Origin of the sequence: Psychrobacter pacificensis (genome assembly GCF_018336615.1) — a bacterium.
GTDB classification, from domain to species: Bacteria; Pseudomonadota; Gammaproteobacteria; order Pseudomonadales; family Moraxellaceae; genus Psychrobacter; species Psychrobacter pacificensis.
Map to the genome: position 1 here is coordinate 1,979,717 of NZ_CP048752.1, position 13,553 is coordinate 1,993,269.

Below are 13,553 nucleotides of genomic sequence, written 5' to 3' on the forward strand. Positions count from 1 at the left end.
ACTTACGTATAATATGGGCTTATTTTTAATTGATTGATACAAATTATGGCAAAAGACGATATTATCGAATTTGAAGGCGAAGTCATTGATACCCTTCCTAACACTTTGTTCAAGGTTCGTTTAGAAAACGGACACGAAATCATTGCACACATCTCAGGTAAGATGCGTAAGCACTATATTCGTATCTTGACAGGTGATAAAGTTAAGGTTGAAATGACCCCTTATGACCTATCTAAAGGTCGTATTACTTACCGTGGTAAAAACTAAATACTCGCCAACTCATATGGTTATAAAAGTATTTATAAAAATACAGCCAATAACCAAATAGCTACTTTATCGCTGATAGCTGATATAGACGCTTGAGTGGTTTGACTGATAATAATAATGAAAACGCTAACCTGCTCATTATTGCCTATCACTGTTTTAGCTATTTCGTGTTTGCTGTTTGTTTTACCATAAAAAATACCGCTAAATTTCAGCGGTATTTTTTTGTCTGCGTTTTATGAAATAATTAAACGATGAGTTATTTGAACTCGACAGTGGCATCGTTCTTGATAACACCTAATAGGCTCAGTGCATCCCAGTTAGTGAGGCGAACACAACCTGCTGATGCCTGACGACTGATACGTTCAGGATCGGGTGATCCATGAATGCCATACGATGGTTTGCTAAGGCCAATCCATACCACACCAACGGGATTGTTAGGGCCTGGCGGGATAATAGATTTTTTGCCATTATCGCTAGTATAGGTGTAATTTGGCTCGTGAATTTTGACTTTGACTTTATGCGTACCCGTTGGTGAAGGTGTTGCTGTGCTACCTACTGTGGTTGGATAGCTGGCAACCAGATTGTCACTGTCATCGTATGCATATAGGGTTTGCGTGTCTTTATCAGCGACCACTCGGCTCACTGGTGTTGTATTAGGGTTACCTGGGTTATAGACAATGATGGTTTCGCCACTTTTAAAGCTGGCATTGGGGTTAAGCGATTTGAGATAATCACGACTGATATGAAATTTTTCGCCCAAGGCTTCAAGGACGCTTTCATAATACATACCATCTAGCTTGGCCTTGGCTTCAGCACTAGCAGGAATTTGGGTAGTTTTGACATTCACATCAGCATCTGTCAGCTGATAACTGACCAATACAGGCTGTGAAGTAAGCGTAGAATTCTTAGTTAATGCTTGCCACGTCTCTTCATTGACCGCTTCAGTTACTGGTAATCCTTGAGCCTTTTGAAAAGCTTGCATGGCTTTACGCGTGTTTTTGCCCCAATAGCCATCCACTGCACCCACACCACTATGATTCCAGTTCAGTAGCGCTTGTAATTTGGTAGCAACATTACGATCAATTTTGGTATCAGCTTTCCATGTTGCTTCATTTACCTTTTTAGCAGTTTCTGATAGATTTTCTGTACTGTATTCAATTTTGGTTAGTAATTCATTTAGCGAATTTGCGGCTTTGCTATTACCCTCTATTTGCTGACTAACACCGTTGGTTACTGGACTAATATCGTTACTATCAGTCATCGTGCTGTCCATCGTATCAGCATCGATACTGTTGCTATTAGTTTGGTTACTAGTAGATTGGTTGCTACTAGTACTCATCTTTGCTTCGGTTCCTGCATGGTTATTATTATCTGTTGTAGTACCTGTCATACCACTATTAGGCGACTTGCTGTCATTAGCCGTTTGTGCGCTATTATTAGCATTGCTACTACAACCTATTAATAATGCGGACGTTGTACCCATCGCTATAACAAGGCTGCTAACCTTAAGTAATTGAGACATAAAAAAACTCCCTAAATAGTTACCATATATCAAAAAATATCGAAAAATTTATTATAAAAATATATTGCCATAGTCTTGCCACTATTCCCTAACAGCTTTATGTTAATAACCGACTCTTCCTACTGTGCATTTGTTAAGAGAGTGAACAAACACACTGATCCGTTTACAATAAGGCATGACTCAATATCATATAACAGAAAAAACCCATAAATTGCTCAGCAACTTATGGGTATAAAATGAACGAGATTAAACTGTAAAAACTACCTTAAAATGGTCTACATTAGATTAGCTGACTTATACCAGTTTAGCCAATACCGCTTGCCCCATCTCTTGACAGCCCACTTGCTTGAGTCCAGCTTCACTGCTGTCTAAAATATCAAGCGTACGCAGACCATCATCAAGCACATCACTGACTGCTTGCTCGATCGCTTGTGCGGCTTCCTCTTGCTTAAAGGTATAACGCAGCATCATAGCGACAGACAAAATAGTGGCCAATGGATTGGCTTTATCTTGCCCAGCGATATCAGGCGCAGAACCATGACATGGCTCATACATACCTTTGCCATCCTCATCCAAGCTCGCTGATGGCAGCATACCAATAGAACCGGTCAACATTGCCGCTTCATCAGATAAGATATCACCAAACATATTGCCTGTTACCATGACATCAAACTGCTTAGGATCTTTGATCAACTGCATACAAGCATTGTCAGCATACATATGGGATAACGCCACATCGCTATACTCTGCTTGCTGCATCTGAATCATTGTTTGTTTCCACAGCTCAGTCACTTCTAAGACGTTGGCTTTGTCTACTGAACATACCTTGGCAGCTGTACCTGCGGCTTGGGCACGGGTTTTTGCTAACTCAAAAGCAACTTTACCGATACGCTGAATCTCACTGGTGCTATACACCATCGTGTTATAGCCTTGCTGCTCACCATTTTCTAGTGTGCGAATACCACGTGGCTCGCCAAAATAAATGCCACCCGTCAGTTCGCGAACAATCAGCAAATCTAAACCAGATATAATTTCAGGCTTGATACTTGACGCATTGGCTAGCTGCGGATAAAGCTTTGCCACACGTAAATTGGCAAACAAACCCAGCTCACCACGGATTTTAAGCAGACCGCGCTCAGGGCGCTTACTACGTTCAATCGTATCCCATTTAGGGCCGCCGACAGCGCCTAATAATACAGCATCTGCTGCACGTGCACGCGCTAATGTTTCATCAGGTAAAGGCTCACCTGTGGCATCAATAGCCACACCACCAATCAATCCAGACTCTAATGTCAAATCAAGTGAAAACTTCTCATTGACGGCTTTGAGCACGTCGATGGCTTGAGTCATGATTTCAGGGCCAATACCATCGCCCGCTAATGTTAAAATCGTTGCCATACTAATCCTTTTGGATATATTTTTATCAATTAATTTTTATTACGCTGTGGTCGTTTTAGGTTTAGATGCTGACGTCACTGCTTTGACCATGCCTGTCTCTACAAACTCACCTTGGTGCTCAGACTCTAACTGTTTACAGAATCGGCGCTGCACCTTATTACCTTGTAATAGATCAATACATAAAGGCTCAGGCGACGCTGTATCCAACAAACTGCCAGATTTTTCACTACTTTTCTTTTGATAAGCACGTAACTTGTAAGTACCTGCGTCCGCAAAATCATGAATCATCGCAAAACGCTCAACGTATCCCATGTTATTCTCTGGATAAAAATTGACATGGACTTCACGTTTTGCAGGCATCACCCGTGCATAATAGTTGGTCAACCCTGGCATACCAGATGCGGCTAATGGCAATATCTTTATAGAGTTTTTACTCATGAGCGGTGTCATCTCTATGCTCATTTGGGGCGTTGCAGTACCTTTATAACTTGGTAAAGCCTCTACAATCTGAGGATTAACTGGCTCATGATTATCAGGAGAAATAACCAGTGTCTTATCTATTTGCACGATTTCACAGTGGTAAGTACCCACGCACGCGATATTTACTTCGCCAGCAACGGGTTGGATCTTACCTACCCACGCTTTCGCACTTTCTGCCTCATCTATTTTTTGATAGCCCGTCAATAGCTGGCAGCCTGACAAAAATAAGCTTGCAGCAACAATCGTACTTGTCGATAGAGCATAACGTTTTTTATTCATAATGGCGGCTACTGTTTATCAGAAAGATAATTTATAAGGAAGATAATAAAATGTGTCAAAAACTACCCTTCATTTTAGCCAGTTCACCGCCATAACTCAACGATGCGTTGCGACTGGCCAGCAGTTTTGTGAGCAAGGCATCATAAAATCCTTACCTAAGCGCGTACGTCGTTAAAGATCCACGGCGTTTTTTGCATCATTTTATGCTCGTAGTCTTTGATAGCATCGCTTTGCTGCAAGGTTAAACCGATATCATCTAGCCCATTTAACAAGCAATGTTTGCGAAAAGCATCCACTTCAAAGGCATACTCTTCGCCTGTTGGCGTGATGACTACCTGACGCTCAAGATCTGCCGTCAGCTCATAGCCTTCATTAGCAACAGTCGCCTTCATTAAAGTATCCACAATTGCTTCATCTAGTACAATCGGTAACATGCCATTTTTAAAGCAGTTATTGTAAAAGATATCAGCAAAGCTTGGTGCGATAACCGTACGAAAGCCATACTCAGAAAGTGCCCAAGGTGCATGCTCACGACTAGAGCCACAGCCAAAGTTTCTGCGTGCTAGCAATATAGTAGCGCCTTGATAACGGGGTTTATTCAATACAAAGTCTGGATTGATAACACGTGTGCTGGGGTCTTGGCCTGGATATCCTTCATCAAGATAGCGCCAATCATCAAATAAATTCACGCCAAAGCCTGTACGTTTAATAGACTTCAAAAACTGTTTTGCGATAATTTGATCGGTATCGACGTTTGCGCGATCAAGTGGGCAAACGATACCGGTTTGGGTGTTATAAGCTTGCATAAAATTTCCTATCAATTATATTTTTGCTGGTTGACGATCTTGATAAGCATATTAAACAGTAAATAAATTTTTACCGTTTTGACATCATGCTCATATATTTATCGTTGATATAAGCATGATGTCAGCTACTTATTATCAGTCTTAAAACGTACGAACGTCTACAAAATGACCTGCCAACGCTGCTGCAGCTGCCATTGCTGGACTGACCAAATGCGTACGACCACCATTACCCTGACGACCTTCGAAATTACGATTAGACGTCGATGCACAATGCTCTTGCGGCTCAAGTTTGTCTGCATTCATGGCAAGACACATTGAACAACCCGGCTCGCGCCATTCAAAACCAGCTTCGGTAAACAAAGCATCTAAACCTTCAGCCTCTGCTTGTAGTTTTACTTGTCCAGAACCTGCAACAACGATGGCTTCTTTGATATTATCAGCCACTTTGCGTCCTTTGATCACTGCTGCAGCGTCCCGCAAATCTTCGATACGCGAATTGGTACATGAGCCAATAAATATACGATCAAGCTGAATGTCCGTGATTTTCTGACCAGCTTCTAGACCCATATAGGTATATGCGCGTAACCAACCCTCTTTTTGGGCTTCATCAATGGCTTGGTCAGGTGTTGGTACCGATTGGGTGATATCAACGACCATCTCAGGCGAGGTACCCCAAGATACTTGCGGTGCTATTTGGCTACCATCGATCTCAACCACGGTATCAAATACTGCGTCATCATCTGAATATAATGTACGCCAGTAGGCTTCAGCTTGTGGCCACTGTGACTCGTTTGGCGCGTACGGGCGACCTTTAACATAGTCTATCGTCGTATCATCAACGGCAACCATACCCACGCGAGCACCAGCCTCAATTGCCATGTTACAGACAGTCATACGACCTTCCATACTCATGTCTTCAAACACTTGACCTGCAAATTCAATCGCATGTCCAGTTCCGCCTGCCGTACCGATCTTCGCAATAATGGCGAGCACGACGTCTTTTGAGGTCACGCCCGCACCAAGTTGACCAGTGACGCGGATTTGCATATTTTTTGATTTCTTTTGGATCAAGCACTGCGTTGCCAATACGTGCTCAACTTCAGAGGTGCCGATACCATGTGCTAAGCAACCAAGTGCGCCATGTGTCGCTGTGTGCGAATCACCACAAACAACGGTCATACCTGGCAACACAAGACCTTGCTCAGGACCAACGACATGCAAAATTCCTTGACGCGCATCGTTGATTGTAAATTCTGCGATATCAAATTTGGTGCAGTTCTCATCCAATGTGACAACCTGCAGACGTGATACCTTGTCTTTAATACCAGTGACACCTGCTGAGCGCTCTTTGGTGACTGTTGGCACATTGTGATCAGGACTGGCGATATTGGCAGACAAACGCCATGGTGCTCTATTGGCAAGCTCCAATCCTTCAAACGCTTGTGGACTCGTCACTTCATGCAACAGATGGCGATCGATATAAATTAAGCTCGAACCGTCGTCACGCTTGGTGACTTCATGAGCATTCCAAAGTTTGTCATATAAAGTTTGACCGGCCATGATGCTATCCTTTATTAATTACTACTGACTTGATTTTCGCTTGCTCACCTGTTGGCAAGCTAAGGTTCTGTTTGTTCAATTAACGATTAGATTTATCTATAATGTCGTATTTAACTGCATGATAGCTCTTTATGATTTGTGTGAGAGCATCATTTTGCAATAACTTCTACCTAATCAATGATATTGAAATATATATTCTAGAATTGCTATATTTTGTGTAGTATAAATATTATTCATTAATAATTTTAGATTTGTGGCTATAAGCAGCGCCTAAACACGCTTGAGACTGCAAATAATCAACTTAAAAGAATAAATATGTGACAATACGCCTTGATATCTTGTGATTATAGCAGGCAAATCCTATAATAATAATTGATGATTTTTAACCAGATGCAAACTTTTATTTTTAATACGTTATCATTGGCTCAGCCCACTTTTATTTATAGCTCATAAAGTAGCTAAGGAAATCCGTTTGAACACCACAAACTTGACGACATTCGTTACCGTTATGCACACTGGCAGTATTTCAGGTGCCGCAGAAAAGCTGTTCATTACTCAGCCTGCCGTCAGTAAGCGCATCAAAAACTTAGAAGATGAGTTTAACATTACTTTATTTGATACTGTAGGCCGCGGGATTGTACCCACGCAGGCTGCTATTGAGATGCTGCCACACGCCAAACGCTGGTTGGAAGATTATGAGAACTTCAAGATTAACTTGCAGCACTCTCAGCATATCGTCTCTGGCAAGCTTGTAATTGGCACAAGCCATCATATTGGTTTACATCATCTAGCACCCGTGCTTAAGCATTTTATTCAGACTTATCCTGCTGTTCAGTTAGAAGTTCATTTTGTTGACTCAGAAAAGGCCCACAAAGCAGTACTGGACGGCGATCTGTCATTAGCGTTTGTCACGCTACCGCCTGTATACGATAAACGCTTGACCTATCACACGCTTTGGTCAGATCCCCTGTATTTTATGACGGGTACTTTGTCACCTCTAGCGACCAAATCTAATGTCACTTTAGAGCAGTTAGCACGCTATCCTGCTATTCTACCGTCTGCCAATACCTTTACCAGTCAGATTACTTTGGCTGAGTTTGCTAAGCATAACCTAAAACCTTATGCCACGATGAGTACCAATCCGCTTGAATCTATTCGGATGCTGGTTTCTGTTGGACTGGGTTGGTCAGTCCTTCCGCAAACTATGGTCAGTCAAGATTTGGAACGTATCGATATGGCAGACAACATTGAGTTACAACGCTATTTAGGTGTGGTTATCAATCCGAAGCTAACACAATCTAGTAGCGTAACCGCACTACTAGATTTGCTGGCGCCAATTGAGTAAAAACATCCCAATACAACAATTTAGGTATTTAAGCTATTCGCATTCGTGACTCTCATACGTTATAATATGCTTGACGTTGTTTTAATAACAAAAATTTACCACAAGGACACTGATAGTCATATATTGAATACTTCTAGTAAGATATGATGGTTAACAGTAGGTTTAATGGTTTCGCTGATTGGTTATGTAGGTTGCTAATACTCATATATAAATAGCAGATGCGAGCAATAACAGCAGATAAGTGGAATGCGAGGTTCCCATTGTTCTCTATCTCTATATGAGTGCTAGCCATATAACGACATCAATCATATAAAACTACAAAAGATACTGAAAAAAGCCATTATGTCTTAATTAATGGCTTTTTTTGTCTTTAGACATTGTTTGAGATATTTTGTTTGAGGCATCGTCTTTTAAGACAGAACTTTTATAGTTAAAAAATAATTAAAGCCAACGATGTTGGTTAAGGATAACTTATATGAACGGAGTTTCTAGTGGCGTGCTTATATCACTTGGCGCCTATTTTTTAGTGATGATTGGAATTGGTGTTTATGCTTATTTTAAGCAAGCCAATGATACCGAGGGTTATCTTTTAGGAGGACGTAATCTAGGTCCAGCAGTTACTGCACTTTCAGCAGGCGCATCGGACATGTCAGGTTGGTTGCTACTCGGACTACCAGGCTATATGTATGCAGATGGCGTGGTGAGTATTTGGATCGCACTTGGTTTGACCCTTGGTGCCTTATTGAACTATCTCATCGTAGCACCGCGTCTTCGTGTTTATACCGAAGTTGCTGATAACGCTATTACTTTACCTGACTATTTTGCCAACCGCTTTGAAGACAAATCGCATATGCTGCGTGTAATCTCCGCTTTGGTTATCATTTTATTCTTTACTGTCTACACAGCGGCAAGTCTCGTAGGCGGTGGTAAACTCTTTGAAAGCTCACTCAATCTATCCTATGGTACTGGTCTATGGGTTACTGCTGGTGTAGTGGTTGCTTATACGCTATTCGGTGGTTTCTTAGCGGTATCGATGACTGACTTTGTACAGGGTGTTATCATGCTGTTTGCGATGGTCATTGTACCTCTCGTTGCCTTTACAGATCTTGGCGGTGTTTCAGCCACGACTGAAGCGGTTAGAAACATTGATCCAAGCCTACTAAATATTACTAGCGGTATGAGTATCATCGGTATCATTTCACTTATGGCATGGGGTTTAGGATATTTTGGTCAGCCGCATATTATTGTGCGTTTTATGGCAATCCGCTCAGTACGAGATGTGCCTACTGCACGTAATATCGGTATGAGCTGGATGATTGTCAGTCTTATCGGCGCATTGATGACTGGTTTTGCTGGTCGTGCTTATGTACAAAAGACAGCTATGACGTTAGATGATCCTGAGACTATCTTTTTAGTATTCACTCAGTTCCTATTCCACCCGTTGGTTTCAGGTTTCCTATTAGCAGCGATTTTAGCGGCCATCATGAGTACCATCTCATCGCAGTTATTGGTAGTATCAAGCTCATTAACCAAAGACGTTTATAAACTATTCTTTGACAGAGATGCACCAGAAGCTCGTCAAGTATTGGTTGGACGTATCTCAGTTGTCGTGGTCGCTATTGTTGCTATCTTGTTAGCTTCTGATCCAGACAGCTCAGTATTGAACCTAGTATCAAACGCATGGGCAGGATTTGGTGCAGCGTTTGGGCCGTTGGTTATTTTCAGTCTCACATGGCGCCACATGAACCGTAATGGCGCTGTTGCCGGTATGGTTGTAGGTGCATTGACGGTTATCTTATGGATCTATGGTCCTTTCCAAATAGATGGTATGGCACTAAATAGCTGGTTATATGCTATTGTTCCAGGCTTTATCTTAAGTACCATCGCTATTTTTGTAGTCAGTATCATGACGGGCGGTCCAAGAGAATCAGTCGCCGCTAAATACAAAGAGATGGAATTGAACCTGAACAAGTAGGTTTATACAGTAACTTTACCTTATCACTATAAAAAAACCTCGCCACTAATGGCGAGGTTTTTTATTGGTAGCTATTAATTATGATGTAAGTAGCTACTATTATAAGTAGGAAGGCTGCTCTAACCTTCTATTATGAGTATCTACTCTTAATAGAATAGCTATGTACTATTACCAAATGGATCTGTCTAAACATGCCCCTACCTATATGGATAGCTAACTATCATATAGGTAGCGACAATGGATACATTGCTTACCATTCAATCAACTGGAAGGCAGATATCAAACGTATAACAACATATGAGTAGTAAGTAGGTTGTAGCTATCAGTTATTAATTTACTTTCTGTAAAACACTCTAAATATCTTTCCATATCTAAGAGTTTTTATTCACTTCAAAATATTGGAATCAATAAAAAAGCGACCTATGATAGGCCGCTTTTTATTATCTAACAGTTATATAAGGAAGCTACTTTCCTTGATAAGAAATCTTTAAACCAGCAATATAACCATCATTATCTTGGAAATCACCAACGATTTTTCCACTAGGTAGACGACCTTTTGCATCACCGAACCATAAGTATTTACCACCAGCCGACACGGCCCAGTTTTCCGTCACGTTGTATTTGGCACCAAGACCGACGCTGTAATAGCCATCGACAGGACCTAACGACGTTGTTGGATCACCAGCACCACTATCCCAACCCACAGTACCACTGATAGCAAGTGCTGGTGCAACACGCTTGGCAAGACCAAGCTCCACTTGCCATTGGTCATCTTCGTATTCAACCAAGTCCAAACCATCAGGGCCGTAATTACGTTTACTAACGTCATTATATAATGGTGGTGTGATGACAAAATCGCTCCAAGGTACCCAGCGTACTTTTGCCGTTGCTAGAGTTGTAGGATTAATACCAGTCTGGAAATCAAAGTTGACTGATTTAGGGGTTGTAATCTCATAATTACTGTTCCGGTTAGCAGCCGCAGCCCCTATAGCCGCTGCCTGTGCTGGAGTCGCTCCTTGCTGCAAAGCAGCTCCTTGAGCCAAAATACCTGCTATAGGATAATTCTCAGAGATATCTATATCATGGTCAATCTCAGAACGATAAGTCAACGCTGCTTTTAGAGCAATTTCAGGCTTGCTATAGGCAATACCTGCGATATAACCATAATCCATATCAGGATTGCTGTTTGAGGTATAACCACTAGCAGGCCCATAAGCTAAGCCACGCAATTTGGTTTCAGATTGGATACGCTGAGCAACTGGACCACCATAAATTTGGAAGTTTTTATTGGCACCGAATTTCATTCCCAAAATACCAGTCAAACTTTGGCTACGAACTTCAACGTTAGTATTCTCGCCTGCAGTGGCTGACTCAGCTAATGCTATAGCACCTGCAGTCTGTGGGTCTACACCATCACCTACCAATTCGCCTCCTGAAGCTTGAGGATTATTGCTTGCCACAAAATTACTTTGCGTGTATTCAGCAGCAGCACCAAAAGGCTCATCATATATTACACCCACACTGAACGTGTCGTTGATATCAGTTTTTACGCCATAGCGGAAGAAGTCATAAGATTCAGCAATGTCGCCCGTTTTATTGCCGCGCTCATAGTCATTTTGACCAGGGTTGACATTCGCACTATCGTAGCCGCTTACATCAGCATCAATATAAGTATAGACCGCTTCAGCGTAAGTGCCATCTTGAAAAAAAGCAGTGACATCTTGACCTGAACGATCAAGACCAGCAGCGTTGGTTACGCTAGCGAAAGAAAGAGTAGCAATAGCTACTGCAAGGGTTTTCAAATGAAAGGTAGTGCGCATTGTGTATCTCCAACGATCCTTGTTGTATTAATACTTTAATAACCATTATGTAGCATTGCTATGCTCGATATTGATATTACTAAAGTTTTGTCCTAAGTTGAATACTAATGTCTTTTTGACACTAAAACAACATTAAAAGTGCTTTATTTCTCAATTATGACTGAACAGTACATATAAGATATAAATAAAATACTGTGGTTTACTTTTTGTCTTTAATGTGATTTTTACGGTAAGGTCTATAGCCAGAAAATAAATATTTTTACCTATAGTCTGTTAAATGTGATTTTTAAAAACACATAATAAAAAAGCGACCCTTAAAGGATCGCTTTTTTATATTAGTAGCAAACAGTATCACATAATTTATTTGTGATTTACTGAGCTTGGTAAGATACCTTTACACCCAATACAAAACCATCGTTACTTTCGAAATCACTAACGATCGTCTTAGTTGGGATTTGACCTTTGGCATCACCGAACCATAAGTATTTACCGCCAGCAGATATCGCCCAGTTTTCGGTCACATTATATTTCGCGCCAAGACCAGCACTATAATAGCCTTCGATAGGACCTAATGAGGTGACTGGGTCACCTGCACCACTATCCCAACCAACAGTACCACTGATAGCAAGTGCTGGCGCGACACGCTTAGCCAATCCTAGCTCTACTTGCCATTGGTCGTCATCATAGCTAACTAACGCTAACCCCTTATCATCCTGAGTCGAAATCTTGCTAACATCGTTATATAGTGATGGTACGATAGCAAAATCACTCCATGGTACCCAACGTACTTTGGCAGTCGCTAGGGTTGTAGGGTTGATGCCAGTTTGAAAATCAAAGTTCACTGATTCAGGCGTAGTTATTTCAATACTATCAACTCTGTTTGTTGACAGACCAAGTGCAGAAACCACAGGAGCTGGTATAAGACCAGAACCTACAACAGGATAAATTTCAGATGCTTGAGCGTTATGTTCGATTTCCGATCGGTATGTTAATGATGCTTTTAACGCAATTTCAGGCTTGCTATAAGCTACGCCTGCGATATAACCGTAATCTTGATCAGCATTAATATTCGTAGTGTAACCGTTCGCAGCTTCATAAGCAGGACCGCGTAGCTTTACATCTGCCTTTACGCGCTGAGCAACTGGGCCACCGTATACTTGGAAGTTTTTATTTTGACCAAACTTCGCACCAAGGATACCAGTAATACTCTCTGTACGTACTTCTACGTTAGTACCCTCACCGTTTGCATTTACAAAGTTATTATCACCAGTATAGTCAGCGGCTGCGCCAAAAGGCTCATCATATAAGACGCCAACACTAAACGTGTCGTTGATGTCTGCTTTTACGCCATAACGGAAAAAGTCATAAGACTCTGCGATATCATCAATCTTATTACCTGAAGTATCTTTACCCGTCACGTCCGCATCGATATAGGTATAGACAGCTTCAGCATAAGTACCATCTTGTAGGAATGCGGTGACATCTTGGCCTGAACGGTCAAGACCAGCAGCACTAGCAGCGCTAGCGACAGATAGAGCAGCAACAGCTACTGCAAGAGTTTTTAAGTGAAAGGTGGCGCGCATTTTACATCTCCAAACATCCGCATTGTTTTACTGCTTTACTTAATTCTCTTAAGTAAGCAGCATCCGAGGTGGAAGATAGTAAAGATTTTTTAACACTAAAACAACTGCCAAAATACATTATTTCCATATTATGACTATTAAGTCACCAAAGGGTACCTTTATCTAAAAATATACATATTGCGACTATTTACTATTGGTTATCTTACTTGCTATTATTTTTCAGTAATGTGGTGGTCTATCCGCCATCACATCAAATGGGGCAATACCACTCTCTGGGTCTTGATTTTCTATTTGCTTATAAATCAGTTGTAGCTGACGCTGTAATGTCTGAATATCTTTATCTTGACGTGCGATCACCTCATCAAGCCTTTCTACTGTAATCTCAAGGTGCGCTACATTCATTTGCAGATCAATTACTTGGGTTTGCAAGTCGTCTTGTATGCTCGCAGCAGCATCTTTGTTATTAGATTGATTCATATTTTTCTCTAAAGTATCGTAAATATAAGGCTGAAAGGTTT

The 13,553-nt window shown here is 41.3% G+C and carries 11 protein-coding genes; 3 read left to right on the forward strand and 8 right to left on the reverse strand.

Annotated elements, in window-relative coordinates; genetic code table 11:
* Nucleotides 1–45 precede the first annotated feature (45 nt).
* Nucleotides 46–267: a translation initiation factor IF-1 gene (gene infA, locus GYK50_RS08335; RefSeq protein WP_021814850.1), complete on the forward strand. Its 222-nt coding sequence runs from the start codon at nucleotides 46–48 to the stop codon at nucleotides 265–267.
* Nucleotides 268–523: 256 nt separating this feature from the next.
* Here infA and GYK50_RS08340 read toward each other — a convergent pair whose 3' ends face one another.
* From GYK50_RS08340 to leuC, 5 genes are all read right to left on the reverse strand, one after another.
* Nucleotides 524–1,789: a L,D-transpeptidase family protein gene (locus tag GYK50_RS08340; protein ID WP_071001291.1), complete on the reverse strand. Its 1,266-nt coding sequence runs from the start codon at nucleotides 1,787–1,789 to the stop codon at nucleotides 524–526.
* 294 nt (nucleotides 1,790–2,083) lie between these two features.
* Nucleotides 2,084–3,187: a 3-isopropylmalate dehydrogenase gene (gene leuB, locus GYK50_RS08345; protein ID WP_071001290.1), complete on the reverse strand. Its 1,104-nt coding sequence runs from the start codon at nucleotides 3,185–3,187 to the stop codon at nucleotides 2,084–2,086.
* A gap of 39 nt (nucleotides 3,188–3,226) precedes the next feature.
* Complete coding sequence (locus GYK50_RS08350) at nucleotides 3,227–3,946, reverse strand: hypothetical protein (RefSeq protein WP_071001289.1); 720 nt, start codon at nucleotides 3,944–3,946, stop codon at nucleotides 3,227–3,229.
* 155 nt (nucleotides 3,947–4,101) lie between these two features.
* Nucleotides 4,102–4,752 (reverse strand): 3-isopropylmalate dehydratase small subunit, encoded by a 651-nt coding sequence (leuD, locus tag GYK50_RS08355; protein ID WP_071001288.1) that lies wholly within the window; start codon nucleotides 4,750–4,752, stop codon nucleotides 4,102–4,104.
* Nucleotides 4,753–4,893: 141 nt separating this feature from the next.
* On the reverse strand, nucleotides 4,894–6,312 hold the full coding sequence (gene leuC, locus GYK50_RS08360; protein WP_071001287.1) for a 3-isopropylmalate dehydratase large subunit: 1,419 nt from the start codon (nucleotides 6,310–6,312) through the stop codon (nucleotides 4,894–4,896).
* A 472-nt stretch (nucleotides 6,313–6,784) separates the two neighbouring features.
* On the opposite strand from leuC, the gene GYK50_RS08365 reads away from it, so the two are divergent.
* Nucleotides 6,785–7,657: a LysR family transcriptional regulator gene (locus tag GYK50_RS08365; RefSeq protein WP_071001286.1), complete on the forward strand. Its 873-nt coding sequence runs from the start codon at nucleotides 6,785–6,787 to the stop codon at nucleotides 7,655–7,657.
* A 475-nt stretch (nucleotides 7,658–8,132) separates the two neighbouring features.
* On the forward strand, nucleotides 8,133–9,632 hold the full coding sequence (gene putP, locus GYK50_RS08370) for a sodium/proline symporter PutP (RefSeq protein WP_093070984.1): 1,500 nt from the start codon (nucleotides 8,133–8,135) through the stop codon (nucleotides 9,630–9,632).
* A 464-nt stretch (nucleotides 9,633–10,096) separates the two neighbouring features.
* Here the strand turns inward: putP and GYK50_RS08375 are convergent, their stop codons facing one another.
* The 3 genes from GYK50_RS08375 to GYK50_RS08385 all read right to left on the reverse strand — a co-directional run bounded on the left by GYK50_RS08375 (nucleotide 10,097) and on the right by GYK50_RS08385 (nucleotide 13,512).
* The gene (locus tag GYK50_RS08375) at nucleotides 10,097–11,452 is read right to left on the reverse strand and encodes an outer membrane protein transport protein (protein WP_212563665.1); all 1,356 of its coding nucleotides are present in this window, start codon (nucleotides 11,450–11,452) and stop codon (nucleotides 10,097–10,099) included.
* Between the two features lie 371 nt (nucleotides 11,453–11,823).
* Nucleotides 11,824–13,035, reverse strand: a complete 1,212-nt coding sequence (locus GYK50_RS08380; RefSeq protein ID WP_071001280.1) for an OmpP1/FadL family transporter — start codon at nucleotides 13,033–13,035, stop codon at nucleotides 11,824–11,826.
* A 219-nt stretch (nucleotides 13,036–13,254) separates the two neighbouring features.
* Entirely contained in the window at nucleotides 13,255–13,512 is a 258-nt protein-coding gene (locus tag GYK50_RS08385) for a SlyX family protein (protein ID WP_058024131.1), read from the reverse strand.
* Nucleotides 13,513–13,553 lie beyond the last annotated feature (41 nt).